The 18,182-nt window shown below is 57.0% G+C and carries 13 protein-coding genes; 4 read left to right on the top strand and 9 right to left on the bottom strand.

Annotation, left to right across the window (positions count from 1 at the left end):
* Window positions 1–23: 23 nt before the first annotated feature.
* The gene (locus QCD60_RS06975; protein ID WP_279305890.1) at window positions 24–155 is read right to left on the bottom strand and encodes a hypothetical protein; all 132 of its coding nucleotides are present in this window, start codon (window positions 153–155) and stop codon (window positions 24–26) included.
* Between the two features lie 221 nt (window positions 156–376).
* Here QCD60_RS06975 and QCD60_RS06980 point away from each other — a divergent pair, with 221 nt between their 5' ends.
* Complete coding sequence (locus tag QCD60_RS06980; protein WP_279783675.1) at window positions 377–838, top strand: EVE domain-containing protein; 462 nt, start codon at window positions 377–379, stop codon at window positions 836–838.
* A gap of 59 nt (window positions 839–897) precedes the next feature.
* Here the strand turns inward: QCD60_RS06980 and QCD60_RS06985 are convergent, their stop codons facing one another.
* Window positions 898–1,842 (bottom strand): AEC family transporter, encoded by a 945-nt coding sequence (locus QCD60_RS06985; protein ID WP_279783677.1) that lies wholly within the window; start codon window positions 1,840–1,842, stop codon window positions 898–900.
* Window positions 1,843–2,213: 371 nt separating this feature from the next.
* On the opposite strand from QCD60_RS06985, the gene QCD60_RS06990 reads away from it, so the two are divergent.
* The 3 genes from QCD60_RS06990 to QCD60_RS07000 all read left to right on the top strand — a co-directional run bounded on the left by QCD60_RS06990 (window position 2,214) and on the right by QCD60_RS07000 (window position 9,424).
* Window positions 2,214–4,535, top strand: a complete 2,322-nt coding sequence (locus QCD60_RS06990) for an ATP-binding protein (RefSeq protein WP_279783679.1) — start codon at window positions 2,214–2,216, stop codon at window positions 4,533–4,535.
* A gap of 55 nt (window positions 4,536–4,590) precedes the next feature.
* Window positions 4,591–7,980 carry a mechanosensitive ion channel domain-containing protein gene (locus QCD60_RS06995; RefSeq protein WP_279783681.1) on the top strand — a complete coding sequence of 1,130 codons (3,390 nt, stop codon included), beginning with the start codon at window positions 4,591–4,593 and terminating at the stop codon, window positions 7,978–7,980.
* Window positions 7,981–8,092: 112 nt separating this feature from the next.
* Window positions 8,093–9,424 (top strand): IS4 family transposase, encoded by a 1,332-nt coding sequence (locus QCD60_RS07000; protein WP_279781589.1) that lies wholly within the window; start codon window positions 8,093–8,095, stop codon window positions 9,422–9,424.
* Between the two features lie 53 nt (window positions 9,425–9,477).
* Here the strand turns inward: QCD60_RS07000 and QCD60_RS07005 are convergent, their stop codons facing one another.
* The 7 genes from QCD60_RS07005 to QCD60_RS07035 all read right to left on the bottom strand — a co-directional run bounded on the left by QCD60_RS07005 (window position 9,478) and on the right by QCD60_RS07035 (window position 18,164).
* Window positions 9,478–10,347, bottom strand: a complete 870-nt coding sequence (locus tag QCD60_RS07005) for a carboxylate/amino acid/amine transporter (RefSeq protein WP_279783683.1) — start codon at window positions 10,345–10,347, stop codon at window positions 9,478–9,480.
* A gap of 278 nt (window positions 10,348–10,625) precedes the next feature.
* A complete protein-coding gene (gene dctM / locus QCD60_RS07010) occupies window positions 10,626–11,909 on the bottom strand; it encodes a C4-dicarboxylate TRAP transporter large permease protein DctM (protein ID WP_104156065.1) in 1,284 nt (427 codons plus the stop codon).
* Window positions 11,906–12,550 carry a TRAP transporter small permease gene (locus tag QCD60_RS07015; protein WP_279783686.1) on the bottom strand — a complete coding sequence of 215 codons (645 nt, stop codon included), beginning with the start codon at window positions 12,548–12,550 and terminating at the stop codon, window positions 11,906–11,908. The genes dctM and QCD60_RS07015 overlap by 4 nt, the downstream gene beginning before the upstream one ends.
* A 104-nt stretch (window positions 12,551–12,654) precedes the next feature.
* Window positions 12,655–13,656, bottom strand: coding sequence for a TRAP transporter substrate-binding protein (locus tag QCD60_RS07020; protein ID WP_279783688.1), 1,002 nt, complete (start codon window positions 13,654–13,656; stop codon window positions 12,655–12,657).
* A gap of 423 nt (window positions 13,657–14,079) precedes the next feature.
* Window positions 14,080–15,813 carry an alpha-amylase family glycosyl hydrolase gene (locus QCD60_RS07025; protein ID WP_279783690.1) on the bottom strand — a complete coding sequence of 578 codons (1,734 nt, stop codon included), beginning with the start codon at window positions 15,811–15,813 and terminating at the stop codon, window positions 14,080–14,082.
* Window positions 15,814–15,858: 45 nt separating this feature from the next.
* On the bottom strand, window positions 15,859–17,019 hold the full coding sequence (locus QCD60_RS07030) for a glycerate kinase (protein WP_279783692.1): 1,161 nt from the start codon (window positions 17,017–17,019) through the stop codon (window positions 15,859–15,861).
* Between the two features lie 224 nt (window positions 17,020–17,243).
* On the bottom strand, window positions 17,244–18,164 hold the full coding sequence (locus QCD60_RS07035; protein WP_279783694.1) for a diguanylate cyclase: 921 nt from the start codon (window positions 18,162–18,164) through the stop codon (window positions 17,244–17,246).
* Between the last annotated feature and the right edge of the window lie 18 nt (window positions 18,165–18,182).

Genomic DNA, 18,182 nt, shown 5'->3' on the forward strand with positions numbered 1-18,182 from the left:
CTGAAGACCTGAATCAAAGGTCCTTAACCGACTGACCCCAGCAACGACTGGATCAGCGCAAACAACTGCACATCACTTTGTGAGTAACCGGTGATGCAGAAACCGACAACAAATACGAGAAACAACAGGGTCAGCATATCGGGCCGACTATTCATGGCGTAACCTTTCCTCTTAACTCAAAAACCGACGCCAGCCACACTGGATTTATCCCCGAAACAAACGGGAAGCCATATAAAAAGTGCGCTAAAAATTAACACTTTCTGACCGCTTGAAAAGGTAAGATTTGTAATTTTTTTTTGCGACTAAGGTCGAAGTAAAGACGGTGTAAATTCCGACTTTTCGCGCCGCAAAAAATGCACCCAGGAGAGGTATAACCATGACATTCTGGCTATTGAAAAGTGAGCCTGACACCTTCGGCATTGAGCATCTTGAAAGGCAACCAGATCAGCGCAGTGGCTGGGATGGCGTGCGTAACTACCAGGCCCGCAACTTCCTGCGCGATCAGATCAAACTGGGCGACCTGGCCTTTTTCTACCACTCCAGCTGCCCACAGCCAGGCATCGTCGGCATCGTTGAGATTGTGCGCGAGGGCTACCCTGACTCCAGCGCGTTTGACCCGACATCGAAGTACTTTGATGCCAAGTCTGAACCCGGCAAAATTCGCTGGTATCAGGTCGATGTCCAGCTCAGAGAAAAGTTCACTGACGTCATCCCCCTGCAGGCCCTGAAGCTGGACAGCCAGCTGGCCAGTATGCCGCTGATCAATCGCAGCCGCCTGTCAGTACAGCCCGTCAGTGAAGAGCACTGGCGGCATATCCTGAGCCACTATTCTCACTGACACTGCCCTCCACTAACACTGAAACGCCCCACTAGCACTGAACAGCGCAGAACAGATACTCAGCCCGTACCGAGACTCAGCCCCAGCAGCGGATAGAGCATCAGGGTGATCGGCAGGGTTGCCATCGCCAGCAGGGCCTGCGCAGTGATGATCCCCGCCATCAGGGGAGCATCGCCGCCCATCTGCCGCGCCAGAATATAGGACGACGAGGCCGTTGGCAGCGCAGCAAACAGAATCAGCACCTGCGTCACCAGCGGCTCAGCCCCCCATATTCGGGCCAGCATCAGAGCGACCAGTGGCAACGCCAGGAATTTCGCCACACAGGCCCATCCCAGCGGTGCGATAGCACCACGCAATGCGCGCAGATTCAGTGCAAAGCCCACCGCCAGCAGACCCACAGGTAACGCTGCCTGGCTGAGAATGCCTAAGGCCGGTTTGCTCCAGAACGGCAAACCAATACCACTGACATTCAGCAGCACACCAATCACGCAACCAAGGATCAGTGGATTCCTGGCAATCTGCATCGCGGTTGCACCCCAGCTGACCTTTTCCCCCTGCCCGCCATAAAAGGCAAAGATCAGCACACACAGCACGTTGATCAGCGGAATCATGATGGCAATGGTGACCGCAGCCACGACCATGCCCTGATCACCGTACAACTGATTGACTGCCGCCAGCCCGACATAGGTATTGAAACGGATCCCCCCCTGATAGAAGGAGGTAAAAGCGGCAGGTGTCGCCGAAACCCAGTGCCGCACGGCCACCAGCATGACCGTCGCCACCAGCAGCATGGTCACGACCAGCAGCACGATGTCACTCACTGCCACCCCGGCGAAGTGTGCCGGGGCCAGATTGTGAATCAGCAGTGCCGGAAACAGCAGGTAATAGGTAAAGCGTTCTGCCAGCGGCCAGAAGCCATCTCCGGGAAATTGCCAGCGCTGCAGGGCAAAGCCAAGCAACACCAGCAGAAAGATCGGACCGAGGGCATCAAGAGTGGCAGTCATGGCGATAGCATCGATAGAGTGAAGGACCACCGTGTTTATAGCAGAGCGCCCCGGGACAGCCTAGAGGCTGTTGAAAAACGTTATCGAGGCAGCCGAGACACGGAAAAAACAGGCGAAAAAGCGGAGTTTAGTGAACTAAATGAGCATTTTGAGCCTGTTTTTGACGCGGTATTCGGCAACGCCGATAGATTTTCAACGACCTGCTAGAACTCCGTCGTCACAAATGGACATTGCCTGAGTTGATAGCGGCTGAAATACGGCACGTGCGCAGTAATGTCTGAACACGTCACGACCAGAGTCACTCTGCTGCCGACAGCGACAGGAAAATTCCCGTATCATGGCAGACTCCACACTTTGATAGCGCGTCGCCCATGCAGCTCACCCCCTCCCATCACAGCCTGCGCAATCCCGTTCCCTGGCTGATCGGTGGACTGCTCCTGCTGCTTGGCATTGCCCTGATCGCCATTACGGCACTGTGGAGTTACCGCTCGACTCTGGAAAGCCTCGAAGCCCAGGGTGAAAACATGATGGACCGCTTCTCCACCGGGCTTGAGCGTGAGCTGTCGAAGTACGAATACCTGCCAGAACTGCTGTCGACCCACCCGGAACTGATCCGGCTGGCCCAGCACCCTGATGATGCGAGCCTGCAGCTGCGTATTAATCAGCAGCTGCATCGCTCCAATGCCGTCGCTGGCGCCTCGGTGATGTACCTGATGAGCACCGATGGCCAGACCATTGCCTCCAGTAACTGGCAGGACGACGACTCCTTCGTGGGCAAGAACTTTAACTATCGCCCTTACTTTACTCAGGCCATGCAGGGGCAGACCGGACGTTATTTTGCCCTGGGCACCACGTCCAATATCCGCGGTTACTTCTTTGCCTACCCGCTGCGCGCAAATGATCGCATCATCGGTGTGCTGGTAGTAAAAGTGGCCGTCAATCGTCTGGAGTCGTTGTGGAAGAATGATCACTCCACCACCATCGTCACGGACAAGGACGGCGTCATCTTTATAAGTACCCGCGCCAACTGGCAGCTGAAGACCCTGACACCACTGACGCCTGCAGCGCAGCAGCGCATTGTTGAAAGCCAGCGCTATGGCCCACGCGAACTGACCTCGCTGTCCATTGTCGAGAAACGCCAGCTCAGTGCCAGCTCATCGCTGGTGACCATTCTGGATTCAGCCGGCAACGGCAGGCCGCAAAGCAGTATGGCCGAAGACATTCATACCGTAGCCTACCTGCAGCAACAGCGGCCCATTCCCAACTATGATTTCACCCTGCGCACCTTTACCCGCCTGAGCAGCCTCTACAGTCAGGTGCTCAACCATGTGGTACTGGTCACGACCCTCTACGTCATTCTGGTGATGATCGGTGTCTTTATACGCCTGCGCCGGCGCATCCGCTCAGAACGTGAAGCCTTTCACCACCAGTCCAGCCAGAACCGCGCCCTCAACAAGGCACGTATTCAGGCCATCATCGACAACACCCACGCAGGCCTTGTCACGCTGGATACCGATGGTCGTATCGAGTCCTTCAACCCCATGGCAGAAGCCCTGTTCGGCTATGACTGGCAACACATCAAGGGCCACTTTATCAGCGAGCTGTTTGCCGAAGCCAACCGCAGCCAGTGCTGGCAGCGGATCGAAACCCTTAAACAGACCCCTCATGATGCACCTGCTGCAGAGCTGCTGCTGGAAGCCAGGGGGCTGCGTGCTGACCGCAGTGAATTCCCCATTGAATGGGTGATTGGTGACATGCACCTGCAGGATGAACGCAAGTTTCTGATTACTATTCACGACATTACCGAGCGCAAACGTTATGAACAGGCGCTGCATCACGCCCGTGATGAGCTGGAGCAACGCGTAGAAGAACGCACCACCGACCTCAGCCTGACCAACGCCCGGCTGCTGCAGGAAATTAATGAGCATCGTCAGACCCAGAATGAACTGATACAGACGGCCAAACTGGCCCTGTTAGGGCAGATGTCCGCCAGCATCAATCATGAGCTGAACCAGCCGCTGGCAGCCATTCGCAGTTTCAGCGAAAACGCCCGGCACTTTGTCGAACGGCAGGAATATGAACGGGCTCACAACAATCTGGCCACCATCATCCAGTTGACGGAGCGTATGGCCAGGATGATTGCCCAGTTCAAGGTCTTTGCCCGCAAATCCAGCGGCCAGCCAGAGCCGTTGCAATGGAAGACCGTACTGGACGGGGCACTGGCTATGCTGCACAACCAGCTGGAGAAGTATCACACCACCATCAATATTGAACCGGCCAGTCCCTATGCCTGGGTTCAGGGCGACATGCTGCAGCTGGAGCAGGTGCTGATCAATATCCTCACCAATGCCCTGCAGGCCATGCATGAAAGTAGCCATACAGCGGCGGCTCCGTCACGCGCCAATCGTATCGATATCTATCTGGACACCTCCACCCCAGACCGGGTAACGCTGTGCGTCCGCGATCATGGCCCGGGCATACCGGACACCCATCTGCCCCGGGTATTTGAACCGTTTTTCACTTCCAAGCCCATCGGCCAGGGGCTCGGCATCGGCCTGTCGATCTCCCATCGCATCGTCGACAACCTGCACGGTGAGCTGAGTGCGGAGAACCATCCCGAGGGGGGCGCGCTGTTTCGTATCAGCCTGCCCGCGGCTCACCCTGTGCAGCGCACTAGTCCCATGATAGGGTAGCGCCCATTCCATTGCGCTCCGCTACTTCAGGCACCTTGTCAGGATCAGGATACCCATGAGCACAGCCAACACCGTGCCCTCTTTGCGTCAGGCCATGCTCTGGCCGTTACTGCTGATGGTCGTCACCCTGCTCTGCAGCAGCCTGCTGCCGGGCCCGGCTCAGGCTGAACCCGACAACTACGATCCCGGCAAGCTGGCACAGCGCAAGCTTGATGCGCTGGATAGCAACGATACCAGTGCCGATACCAAGCAACTTCGCGACCTCTACACCCAGGCCATCCAGCTCAGTCAGGATCGTCAGGAATACGTCGATCAGGCCAACGGCTACGACCAGCTGCTGAAAAATTTTGCCCAGCAGACCCGCGAACTGCAGCGCCAGATCGACAACTTCAAGAGCACCCCGGCCCCCTACGAATACGACAAGAATCAGAGCCAGCTGGAGCAGGAGCTGTCGATTCGCAACGCTGATCTCTACAACCTGCAAAACAGCCTGACCACCGCACGCAACGCGGTCAGCGCCCTCACCAGTCGCAGTGTGACCGCCCGTGAAGAGCTGAACCAGCGCAAGGCGGAAATTGATCAGGTCAATGAACAGATCACTCAGGCTAACCGCGCCGGTGCCGCCGATGTACTGAGTGAAGCGACCATGATCATGCTGTCGGCCAAACGTAATGCACTGACCGCCGAGCTGCGCATGCTGGAACTGGAGCTGCTGAGCGTACCCAACCGCGCCACGCTGGCGGAACAGAAGCGCCAGCTGCTGGAGCTGCAGACCAAGGACATGAGTACCCAGGTCGATACCCTGCAACAGCAGATCAGCCTGCTGCGTCGCCAGGACACCGAAAAGACCGTGGAGGCCAACCGCAAGCTGACGGATCAGGCCAGCGACAGCCCACCACTGATCAAGAAGCAGCTGGAGCTGAACCAGCAGCTGAGTGATGAGCTCAGCACCATGACCACCAATATCGAGAATGCGCAAAAGCAGTCAGACCAGATTGATGGCCAGTCGCGTATGCTGACCCAGCGCTATCAGGATCTGAAAAAGCAGCTGGACCTGCTCAAGGTCAGCGTGGCCTTCGGCGAGACCCTGCGCAGCGAACTGCGCGACTTGCCTCCCGCCCTGCCCGCCAAGCAGCTGAGCGATCAGCTGGATCAGCTGCAGCTGAAGATTTATGACTACGACCAGCAGCTCAATCAGCTCGATAATCGCGACGTCCTGCTGGAACAGTATCAGGATGATCCCGAGTTTCAGAATCTCAGCGAGGCTGATCGCAAGACCTTCACCGAGCTGCTGGACGTGCGCAAAGAAATTCTTACCAAACTGTCCTCCAGCGCCAGCAGCTATGTCAGCGTGCTGGCGCAGGTGGACCTGTCCAACAACCAGCTGCAGCAACAGCTGCAGCAGTTCCGCAGCCTGATCGACGAGCACCTGCTGTGGGTCCCCTCGGCCCGCCCGGTCAACTTCAGCTGGATGATGGACTGTCTGGTAGCCGTCAGCGCTCTGCTGATGCCCCATTACTGGAAAGCCGTACTGAGTTCGATCAACCCTGATGCCCTCAGCACCACCGCAGCGCTGTTCATGATTCTGCTGATGCTGTCGCTGCGACGGGTGGCGGCCAACCGCTGTGACGAAGTGGCGGCAGAGATTCAGGGCAAGCTGGGCAAGGTGACGCAGGACGGTTTCCTGCTGACCCTGCGCCTGATCGTGGTGTGTATGTTCTACACCCTGCCGTGGAGTGTGATTCAGCTGACACTGGCCTGGTATCTGCACCAGATCAGCGACAGTAATCTGTCCTACGCGTTGCAGCAGGCGCTGGTCGTTATGGCGATGCTGACCGGCCTGCATCTGCTGATGCGCAAGTTCAACCGCCCCAATAACCTGTTCATTGCCCACTTTAACTGGCCCGAGGTGCAGGTCACGCTGATTCGCCGGGTATCACGCCGGTTATTTCCGGTGGCCCTGCCGTCCATCTTCATCATTGCCCTGACAGAGAACAATCTGGGTGATGATCTGCGTAACACCCTGGGCAGGATGGCCTTCATCATCCTCACCATCGGTCTGGCACTTTACTACTGGCGTGTGTTCAAGGATCGCAAGGTATGGGTTGGGCAGAACCCCACGGCCTCCCAGCGACGTCTGTTTCTCGCCGTGCACTGGTTCTTCCCCCTCAGCCAGCTGGTGATGCTGGGCCTGACGCTGCAGGGCTACTACTTCAGCGCCATGCTGATGAACATCAAACTGCACCTGACCTGCTTTGCCGGGTTTGTCTGTATCTGCATCCACAGTCTGGCGATCCGCTGGCTGCTGATTGAAGAACGCCGCCTGGCGTTCAGCCGCGCCAAGTCCAAGCGTGCAGAACTGCTGGCACAGCGTGCCAAGGAGAAGGAAGCCAATCCCAACAGCCAGGTTTCCAGCACCGAGATGTCCATCGACCCGCCGGAAGAAAACCTGATCGATCTGCAGACTGTCAGTGAGCAGTCACGCAAAGTGCTGAACCTGCTGATTATGTTCGGTCTGGTGGTCGTGCTGTGGGGCATCTGGTCCGATTTGTTCACCTCCCTCTCCTTCCTTGATCAGATCAAGCTGTGGGACAGCTCCGTCACTGTCAACGGCAGTACCGAGCTGGCACCGATCTCACTCAAGGCGGCACTGCTGTCACTGGCGGTATTCCTGCTGACTTTCGTTGGCGTGCGTAACCTGCCGGGGGTACTGGAACTGCTGATTCTGCAGCGTATCGAGCTGTCTCCCGGCACCGGTTATGCCATCACTACCCTGACCAAATACATTCTGGTGCTGGTCGGTATTCTCGTGGGCTTTTCCATCCTCGGCTTTGACTGGTCGAAGCTGCAGTGGCTGGTAGCAGCACTCGGTGTGGGACTGGGTTTTGGTCTGCAGGAAATCTTCGCCAACTTTATCTCTGGTCTGATCCTGCTGTTTGAAAAGCCCATCCGCATCGGTGACACCGTCACTATCAACGGCCTGTCGGGGACGGTGACCAAAATTCAGATTCGTGCCACTACCATCGTCGACTGGGACAGGAAAGAAATCATCGTCCCCAATAAAACCTTCATCACCCAGCAGCTGGTGAACTGGTCACTGAGTGACGCCATCACCCGCATCGTGGTCAATATCGGTGTGGCCTACGGTACGGATACGGCCCGTGCCGAGTATCTGATCCTGCAGGCGGCCAATGAATGCGATCTGGTGCTGGAGAATCCGCTGCCGGAGGTGTTCTTCACCAAATTCAATAACTCCACTCTCGACTTCGAGCTGCGCTACTACGTCAACGAACTGGGACACCGGCTGCCTTCGCAGCACCAGATTCTCAACCGTATCAATAATCTGTTCCGCACCAACAATATCGAGATTGCCTTCCCGCAACTGGATATCCATATCAAGCGCGACTGGCCGACCCGTATCGACAAGAACGCCATCGGCAAGTAGCGGTAAACAAAACAGGCACCCGCGGGTTAATGCCAGTCAGTTAAGCCCAACAGCTTGACCTTTTGCGCCCTGAAACGAAAATCCGATGCTTGTTTTGAGCATCGGATTTTTTATGCGACTGTCCCGCGCCTTGGCACTGACTCACGAAGCCGCTTCTACTACTCACGCCCTTGATGAACTGGGGGCGCTGCTTGATCCAGACCTGGTCAGCACCGCACTGGAAACGGCGGGAGTGGCGACCATACGTAAGCGACGCCTCCCTCTTGAGTCCATGATCTGGTGCGTGATCGCCATGGCGTTGTTTCGCCGGATGTCGGCCTGGGATGCTGCGAGTCGTATGGACATCATGCTGCCTGGGCAGAGGCCACTGGTGGCACCCAGTGCCATCGTGCAAGGTCGGCAGCGCCTGGGCAGTGCGGCGGTGCGAGAAGTCTTTTCCCTGACGCAACAACGCTGGCATGCCAGCGCCAATCACCCCACCTGGGCGGGTTTGCGCCTGCTCAGTGTCGATGGCGTGGTCTGGCGCACAGCGGATACGGACGACAACCGCAAGCACTATGGCAGCGCCAGTAATCAGCATGGCGATACCGGCTATCCCCAAGTGCGCATGGTCTGCCAGATGGAACTGACCAGTCACATGCTGGTGAGCAGTGCTTTTGCCGGTTATCACAGCAACGAGATGAAGCTGGCCGAACAACTGATCGACAGCACACCCGATCACTCGCTGACCTTGTTCGACCGTGGCTTCTATTCGCTGGGGCTTCTTCATCGCTGGCAACAAACAGGCACTCAGCGCCATTGGCTACTGCCGCTGCGCAAGGATGCTCAATATGAGGTGCTATACAAGCTGGGGCGCCAGGATGCCATCGTCTCGCTGAAGACCTCGCCGCAGGCGCGTAAGCAATGGCCCGAGCTGCCCGACACGCTACAGGCCAGGTTATTAAGCAAGACCATCAAGGGCAAAGTCCGGCAAGTACTGACTTCGATGATCGATCCTCTGCGCTTTCCGCCAGATGACATCGTGGATCTGTACAGCCAGCGTTGGGAAATCGAATTGGGCTATCGAGAAATGAAGCAAGGCATGCTCGCGGGTCACTACACACTGCGCAGTAAAACGCCGGAGATGATTGAACAAGAGCTGTGGGGCGTACTGCTGGGGTACAATCTGCTGCGTTATCAAATGCTGGAAATGAGTCGCCACTGCCCTGGCATCTCCCCCTGCGAAATGAGTTTCACCGCCTGCACCTGGGCGATCCTGGGCTTCTTGAACGGGGTCTCTTTGAATCATCCAGGCAACATCCCTCGCTACCTGGCTGAACTACAGGCTTCGGCCATGCACTACGTCCTGCCTCATCGACGTGAGGAGCGCAGTTACCCGCGGGTGGTCAAGCCCAAGCCGTCCAAGTATCCGACCAGAAATAAAAATGCCAGTCAGCTTAACTGACTGGCATTAACCCGCGGGTGCCTGTTTTTGTGTCTGCTGATCCAGTCCGTCGCTCAGCTGGCGGCTTGCAGCGCCCTGTTACGGAAATACCGCTCGGCAACATAGAGCGCGACAAACATGACTCCACTGCCGATAAGCAGGCGCGGCATATCCGCCTCGCGGTTCCAGATCAGCAGGTTGACCACCAGTCCGGCCGGGATCAGGGCATTATTCATGACCGCCAGTGTTCCGGCATTGACCAGCGTAGCCCCCTTGTTCCACAGGAAGTAGCCCGCACCAGAGGCCACCGCGCCCAGCCACAGCAACACGCCCCATTGCGTGCTGGTGGTGGGGTATTTCTCACCTCCCCAGATCAGGAAGGAAATGACGCCGACCACCAGTGCGCCCATGTAGAACAGCCCGAACACTGTATGTTGCGGCAGATCGGCACGCTCCCGCTCCATGATCACCTTGTAACCCACCTGTCCCATGGCAAAGCAGAGGTTGGCCCCCTGCACCACCAGAAAACCGAGCAGATAGTCTTCTGACAGATTGTCGTAGCGAATGATCGCCGCCCCGACGACGGCACCGACGGCCGCCAGCAGAAAGCCGGGAGAAAAGCGCTTGTTGAGCAGGTCATAGATCAGCGTCACGTACACCGGGGTGAAGATGGTAAAGATCAGCACTTCCGGTACGCTCAGCAGCAGGAAGGACTTGTAGTAGAACACATACATGATCCCCAGCTGCAGCGCGCCCACCGTCATCAGCCTGGCCGCCAGCGCCGGGCGCACATTGCGCCACTTGAGAAAGGGCAGAAAGACCAGCGTGGCCAGCACGATACGGGTCAGCACGGCAAAGTAGGCATCCACCTGTCCGGCCAGATAGACGCCGATCAGACTGAAGGAAAACGCCCACAGCAGGGTTACACCGACCAGATAGGTCATGGTTTGCTCCGTTAACAGGAAAGAAAAGAAGGACACGCCATACAGCGAGAACCGCCATTATAGCGACAGAAACATTCTGATAAGAACCCATCGCGGTATGGAAGACGAACAGTGGCAAACCTTTCCAGAGGCTCTGGTTAACTACTTTCTCTAAAAAGAAAAAACCCCGCCTGGGCGGGGTCGAGCCTGTGCTCAAATTGCTAACCAAACCGGCTTTCAAAAAAGCATCGTCAGGGTTCGAGTCTGACCTGTCAGCAATGGGTGTTTCAACAAACCTGTTATGGCATACCCAGCAAGTTAGGCAGCGACAAGGAGATCGCAGGTACGTAAGTCACCAGCATCAGGAAGCCCAGCAGAATCATCAGCCACGGCAAGGCCGCGCGGATAGTGGCACTCAGTGGCATACCTGTTACCGCCGAGGTCACGAACAGGTTCAGACCCACAGGCGGAGTAATCAGGCCAATTTCCATGTTGACGACCATGATGATCCCCAGATGAATTGGGTCGATACCCAGTTTCATGGCGATTGGGAACAGGATCGGCGCCAGAATCAGGATGATGGCTGAAGGCTCCATGAAGTTACCGGCAATCAGCAGCACGATGTTGACGATCAGCAGGAACATCCAGGGTGACAGGCCCAGTCCGGTAACCCACTCGGCAATATGCTGAGGAATCTGCTCGGTAGTCAGTACGTGCGCAAACAGCATGGCGTTGGCAATAATGAACATCAGCATGATGGTCAGCTTGCCGGCTTCCAGCAGCACATGAGGCGTCTCTTTCACTGTCATGTCCTTGTAGACAAACAGTGCAATGAAGCCTGCATAGACTGCCGCCACAGCGGCCGCTTCAGTCGGGGTAAACATCCCGGAATAGATACCACCGAGAATGATGACCATCAGCAGCAGGCCCCAGAAGGCTTTACGTGCGCTGCCTATCCATTCGCCAAACGTGGCGCGAGGCATGGCAGGCAGGTTTTTCTTCACCGCCACAATATAGATCGCCACCATCAGGATCAGACCCAGCAGCAAGCCCGGCACCACGCCCGCCATGAACAGCTTACCAACGGAGCTTTCTGTGGCGGCGGCATAGACCACCATGACGATGGAAGGCGGGATCAGAATCCCCAGTGTGCCTGCATTACAGACGATACCGGCACCGAACTCCTGCGGATAACCCGAGCGCACCATTCCGGCAATAGCGATGGAGCCCACCGCCGCCACCGTGGCAGGCGATGAACCTGACAGTGCAGCAAACAGCATGCAGGCCAGTACCGCTGCGATCGCCAGACCGCCACGGATGTGACCTACGCAGGCATTGGCAAAATCAATCAGACGGCGGGCCACGCCGCCGGTGGTCATAAAGGCACCTGCCAGCAGGAAGAACGGAATCGCCAGCAGGGTGTAGTGTTCAGAGGTTTCAAACAGCTTGATAGCCAGACCGCTGACCGAGTCCTGACTGAACAGCAGAATGGTCAGGGCACCGGAAAGCCCCAGAGAAATAGCGATAGGTACGCCAATCAGCATCAAGCCAAACAGCACGAAAAACAGGAATAGGATAGTCACGATTTATGCTCCTGCTCTTCTGCCAGTTTCAGCGCATCGCCTGCTTCATCAGCCAGACCGAGGCCCGACTGCTGGCCGGTCAGAATGCGGTACAGCACTTCAATGAAACGGATCGCCACCAGGGCAAAACCGACAGGCACAATCATGCCAATATGCCATTGCTCGACACCAAAGCGCCCCAGGTCTTCTGCCTCGGTCGGATGCAGGAACAGGGTATGAATCCACTCGAAGCTGGATACCGTCATCAAGCCGGCATAGCCGACACAGGCCAGCGTAGCGATGATGCCGATCAGACGCTGCACAGGCTTACTGGCCAGTTTGACCAGCGCGTCTACTCCGATGTGGCCAGCGGTGCGCACACCGTAGGAGATACCAATAAAGATCAGCCAGCCAAACATGGCTTTGACCAGGGCGTTGCTCCAGGTCATTTCCTGTGCAGGGGTAATAAAGAAGTCACCCACCGCATAAAAGAAATCACTGACAGAGACGGATGATTCAGCGAAGGTGTCACCAAAATAGTAGAAAACCGGATAGAGGTTATTGAGGACCACGTAGACAAAGGTCACCAACGTCATTGCCGCCAGCAGGAAGGCGATCAGCCACTCCTCCAGTCGAGCCCAGACGTGTTTGATTGCGCTCATTGGCGGCTCCGATATCAAAACAGCTAATCACGAAGAGGTGCCCTCACCGCCCGCACGGACGATGAGGGTTGCCAGGATGGCATCCGTGAAAGGATGCGCGACCCTTATTGAGCTTTGTTGGCGGCCTGCGCGGCTTCGATCAGATCAGCACCGATGTCACCTTCAAACTTGCTCCATACCGGCTTCATGGCTTCTACCCACTTGGCACGTTCTTCTGGAGTCAGTTCGATCACTTCGGAGGTACCAGCAGCAACCACCTTAGCCTTGGCCTTGTCATTCAGATCGGCAGCCTGCTTGTTCACTTCGACAGTGACTTCGTTGACGATCTTGCCCAGTTCGGTACGGATGTCATCAGGCAGACCGTTCCAGAACTTGGTGTTGGTGATCAGCATATAGTCCAGCACACCGTGGTTGGATTCGGTGATGTACTTCTGCACTTCGTAGAATTTCTGTGATTCGATGTTGGACCAGGGGTTTTCTGCACCGTTGACGACGCCGGTCTGCAGACCCTGATACACCTCAGAGAAGCTCATCTTACGGGCATTGGCTTTCAGTGCCTTGAACTGCTCTTCCAGTACTTCGGACGCCTGCACACGGAACTTCAGACCGCGGGCATCCTTGGGCTCATGCAGTGCCTTGTTGGCAGACAGCTGCTTCATACCGTTGTGCCAGTAACCCAGACCGGTGATGCCGTTGTTTTCCATGGACTTCAGCAGGGCCTGACCAGCAGGTCCGTTCTGGAAGCGGTCAACCGCGTTGATGTCGTCGAACAGGAAGGGCAGATCGAAAATCTGCAGCTTTTTGGTGTATTGGCCGAATTTCGCCAGTGACGGAGCGATCATCTGTACGTCACCCAGCAGCAGTGCTTCCATTTCCTTACCATCACCGAACAGTGAAGAGTTGGGATACACCTGCACCTGAACACGGCCGTTCAGCACTTTGTCTTCTTCAACCAGCTTCTTGAACAGCAGCGCGCCCTGACCTTTGGGGGTGCTGTCGGCAACCACGTGGGAGAACTTGATCAGGATGGGGTCAGCAGCCTGAGCCCAACCAGCGATACCCAGGGATACGGCACATACCAGCGCTTTGGCAGTCAACTTGAACATGAGTTTTCCTCGTTATTGTACTTGTTGGTACTTACGTTATGGGTCAGCACTTCACTCTGAACCACCGCCACGTCAGCTGCCTTGGAAGTCAAAGCTGGCTGCGAGCTGCGGATTCCGCAGGAGGTATGAAAAAGTCTAGGCGCACTTCCATCAAAGGCAAATGACACTCCCGGTATACCTGCTGTCAGCCCTGGCGGGCGGCAGGCCTTTTTCCCTCTTACACCTGCCTACAAGCAACCGTTATGCCAAAGCGAATAAAGCCTTATGAGGCGCGGGTTTCAGAGGGATAACCGCCAAAAGCAGGTGAGGACAGGAAACAAAATTGGCGGAATGCCGCCACCCCAATTTCAGCAGGATGGCGACATTCCGCCAATTTGAAAAACACCCACATAAACTGCAACACATAGGCGGTTCAGACAGACATTATGCGCTTTGTGCCTCAGCAGGCAGCTTCAGCCAGGCATAGGCAAAGGCGCCAAGACTGACCTCCGCCACCGCTTTCCCCTGCAACAGATCCTGTGCCTCGTCAGGCAGAGGCAGTGTCAGGGTCTCAGCACTGAGATTGGCCAGACACCACAGGCGCTGACCGCTGCGATGACAGGTACGCTGCAGGGCAAACAGACGACTATCAACATCCAGTACCCGCTGCGGTGAACGGGGATGAAATGCCGGTTCCCGCCGCCGCACCGCCAGCAGATCCAGCAGCCGGCGAAACTGCTGACTGTTTTCGCTGCCGCTGTCCTCCAGCACCCGCTGCACGTCACACCAGCTGATCTTGCCACGATTGACCCGACGACTAACGCCGGAGGCCTGCATGCCGTGAAAATCACTTCCCGAGCCAAGCAGGCTGTGAATGTAGATGGCAGGCAAACCCTGCAGGCTGAGCAGGATAAAGTGCGCGGCCAGCATCCGGCCAATACGCTCATCCATACTGGCGGTCGGCGGTGACAAGGCATCGATGTAGCTGATGTTCAGTTCATAAGGGCTTTGTGAGCCATCACTGTTGGACTTGTAGCCGACCCTGCCGCCGTTATCCAGACACTGCTGCATCAGCCGTCGCCGGTCCTCATCACTGAGAATGCCTTCGGTGGCGCGCATGCCAATGCCGTCATGGGATGCCAGAAAATTGAAGAACATGCTGTCGCCGGGGCAGTCCTCCAGTCGCTGCAGCCAGCCATGCAGGGCTGTATGGCTGGCTGTCACAAAGCTGTGCAGCACCAGCGGCGGCAGGGTGAACTGATAGACCAGATCAGCCTCGTCGCTGCCCGAACCGAAGTAGGAGATATTCTCCTGATGAGGCACGTTGGTCTCGGGAATGATCATCGCCCCGGGGGCCAGGGTATTGAATACCAGCCGGATCATTTTCACGATGGCATGGGTCTGCGGCAGGTGCATACAGCGGGTGCCCAGTTCCTTCCAGACAAAGCCGACAGCATCCAGACGAATAAAGCGGGCGCCGTTCTCCACATAGCCCAGCAGCACGTCCATCACTTCCATCAATACCCGTGGCTCTGCAAAGTTAAGATCCACCTGATCAGCACTGAAGGTGGTCCACACATGTTTCTGCCCCGCTGCAGTCTGCACTGCCGTCAGCAGCGGCAAAGTACGGGGGCGGGTTACCATGGTGTAATCAAGGCTCGGATCAGCCTCGATAAAATACTGACGCCAGGGTTCCTCCCCGCGCAGATAGCCCTGAAACCAACGGCTCCAGCGGGAAATATGATTGACGACTGCATCCAGCATCAGCCCATATTCGCTGGCCAGATGGCGGATATCGCGCCACTGGCCAAGCACCGGATTGATCTGCTGATAGTCGATGACCGAAAAGCCATCATCACTGCTGTAGGAAAAACACGGCAGGATATGCACGTTGGGAATCAGCTCGCCAACATAGGTATCAAGAAAGGCCATCAGTGTGCGTAAGGTCGGCTCGCCGTCATTGATCAGCGTATCGCCGTAGGTGATCAGCATCGCATCGCACTCTGTCACTTCCGGCTGCTGCCGCAGGCGAGCACTGGCATCCGCCAGCCGTGGCTGCCAGGGCTCAAGCCGTTCCAGCATCTGCTCCAGTACCTGCGGGTGCTGATGCGGATACAGTCGCTGCAACAGGATGTGCAACGACCCGACAAAATCCTGCTGTTGGCGCAATGGGATCATTGGCTACTCCCTTATCTGGTTATCTCTGACTCTCTCACTGCCCTGTTACAGTGGCAGTTCGCGAGCCATTTTCAGGGTGCGCGCCAGGTTGTAGGCGCACATCTCCAGATCGGCACCGGCACTGGCCAGCATCTCCTCCCACGCCTTGTTCTCGGTCAGGGTGGCGAACATCGAAGCCGCCGGCCAGCTCAGCATCAGATTGCTGGCATCACGAATAGCCCCCGACAGCATGATGGCCTGCTTGCGCTGCCTGCGTGCCAGATCCAGCACCAGCAGCGGCACCTTTTCCTGCACCGAGCGCTGATCACTCTGCCCTTCGCCAGTCAGAATCAGATCAGCCTCCGCCACCTTCTGCTCCAGACCACAGATGTCCATCACATAGCTGGCACCGGGAAAGGCAGTGGCACGACAGGCCACCATCAGCATGGCGCCTATCCCACCGGCAGCGCCACTGTGCGTGCGGCGGGTAGCATCAATACCCAGATCACGGTGCAGCACCGCGGCCATGGCGGTCAGTGCCGCCTCAAAGGCAGGCATCTGATCCTCCGCCACCCCTTTCTGCGGACCATAGACCCGGGTCGCACCATCGGCCCCAAGAATGGGATTACTGACATCACAGGCCAGCTCGAAGCGGGTCTTGGCGATACGCGGGTCAAACTCTGACAGATCGATATGAAACACCTGAGCCAGTTCCAGCATGTTGCCGCCCTGACAGGGATCCCCCAGCAGATTGCCGTGGGCATCAAACAGACGACCGCCCAGCGCCTGAAACAATCCGGCTCCCGCCTCGTTGGTGGCGGAATCACCCAGACCGACAATAATCTTGCCGACCCCCAGATCCAGTGCATGGCGGATCAGCTGCCCGGTGCCATAACTGCTGGCGTGGATAGGATCGCGTTGCTCCCTCTGCAAGCAATGCAGCCCCGAGGCAGAGGCAACATCGATTACCGCTGTCTGGCCGTTGTCGACCAGCCCCAGCGCCGCCTGCACCGGCCTCCCCAGTGGGTCGCGTACCTCATAATGATGCAGGGTGCCCTGCAACTGTCGAGTCAACAGCGCGGCAGTTCCCTCCCCGCCATTGGCAAAGGGAAACAGCGTCAGCTCATGACGGGCAAACACCTTGGTCCAGCCCGCCTCGATGGCCTGCGCGGCCTGCAGAGCGGTAAGGCTGCCCTTAAAGGCGGCGGGTGCGATGAGTAACTTCATGGCATGTCCTGACGGCATAAGGCGTTTACTAAGCTGCTTGCAAGAAGCGTGCATCCCGTCCAGAGGCAGGATGTCGTCTGGATTCAGTCTTTAAACGGGCAGATCAGGAGGAGAGACAGCTGCTCGCACAATTGCAGTGCAACCAGCAGAAGGGATCGGAATTGAACAACAGCAAGACGGCCTACCTTCACCAGCGTAGTACCAACAACGTATTTGCCAGCAGACTAACGCTGCTGGCACAGCTCCTCTTCCCATACCACGCAGTCACGCCCCTGCTGCTTGGCCTGATAGAGCATAGCGTCGGCACGCTGCAACAGCTGCTCGTGCGCCTCGCCATCGCGGCCACTGCAGGTCGCCCCACCGAGACTGATGGTGAGACACTCGCCGCCTGCCGTCTCATGGCGAATTTTCAGTGCGGCGACCGCCGCGCGGCAACGCTCTACAATTGCCTGCGCATCGTTCTGATCGGTATCCGGCAGCACCAGCACAAACTCCTCACCGCCATAGCGGGCAACAAAGTCTGTACTGCGCTCCAGCTGTCCTTCCAGTGCCTGCGCCACCTTACTCAGGGCCTCATCACCGGCGGCGTGGCCGTAGCGGTCATTGAACTGCTTGAAGTAGTCGATATCGATCATCACCAGCGACAGCGGCCGGTCATCCTGCTGGCAGCGTGACCATTCGAGCTGCAGCTTGTCGGAAAACTTGCGCCGGTTGGCGATAGCGGTAAGCGGGTCGATATTGGCCAGTTTTTCCAGCAGCAGGCGTTGTTTGGCCAGTTGCAGATGCAGTTTTACCCGCGCCCGCACCAGACTGCTCTGGAAAGGTTTCTGGATATAGTCACAGGCACCCAGATCAAAACCGCGGACCTCGTTGTCGGTATCTCCCAGCGCACTGACGAAGATCACCGGAATGGTACTGGTAGAGGCCTGCTGCTTGAGATGCTGGATCACATCAAAGCCGTTCATCTTCGGCATCACGATGTCCAGCAGGACCAGATCCGGGCGGTATTGCTCGGCCTTGGCAATGGCCTGCTCACCGCTCTTGGCCAGAATGACCCGGACGTCATCACGCAGCAGGTCACTGAGGATCTTCAGGTTGCTTTTCTCATCATCCACGATGAGTACGGTCTGGTGGTTTATCGTCACAATGCTGCTCTATCTATT

This window comes from Pokkaliibacter sp. MBI-7 (assembly GCF_029846635.1).
GTDB lineage: Bacteria > Pseudomonadota > Gammaproteobacteria > Pseudomonadales > Balneatricaceae > Pokkaliibacter.

Bases quoted from the DNA above. Each gene is read 5' to 3' on its own strand.
- QCD60_RS07025 (WP_279783690.1), bottom strand. From the start codon at position 15,813: ATGATCCCATTGCGCCAACAGCAGGATTTTGTCGGGTCGTTGCACATC.
- QCD60_RS07000 (WP_279781589.1), top strand. From the start codon at position 8,093: ATGCGACTGTCCCGCGCCTTGGCACTGACTCACGAAGCCGCTTCTACT.
- QCD60_RS06995 (WP_279783681.1), top strand. From the start codon at position 4,591: ATGAGCACAGCCAACACCGTGCCCTCTTTGCGTCAGGCCATGCTCTGG.
- QCD60_RS06980 (WP_279783675.1), top strand. From the start codon at position 377: ATGACATTCTGGCTATTGAAAAGTGAGCCTGACACCTTCGGCATTGAG.
- QCD60_RS06975 (WP_279305890.1), bottom strand. From the start codon at position 155: ATGAATAGTCGGCCCGATATGCTGACCCTGTTGTTTCTCGTATTTGTT.
- QCD60_RS06985 (WP_279783677.1), bottom strand. From the start codon at position 1,842: ATGACTGCCACTCTTGATGCCCTCGGTCCGATCTTTCTGCTGGTGTTG.
- QCD60_RS07015 (WP_279783686.1), bottom strand. From the start codon at position 12,550: ATGAGCGCAATCAAACACGTCTGGGCTCGACTGGAGGAGTGGCTGATC.
- QCD60_RS07030 (WP_279783692.1), bottom strand. From the start codon at position 17,019: ATGAAGTTACTCATCGCACCCGCCGCCTTTAAGGGCAGCCTTACCGCT.
- QCD60_RS07005 (WP_279783683.1), bottom strand. From the start codon at position 10,347: ATGACCTATCTGGTCGGTGTAACCCTGCTGTGGGCGTTTTCCTTCAGT.
- QCD60_RS07020 (WP_279783688.1), bottom strand. From the start codon at position 13,656: ATGTTCAAGTTGACTGCCAAAGCGCTGGTATGTGCCGTATCCCTGGGT.
- QCD60_RS06990 (WP_279783679.1), top strand. From the start codon at position 2,214: ATGCAGCTCACCCCCTCCCATCACAGCCTGCGCAATCCCGTTCCCTGG.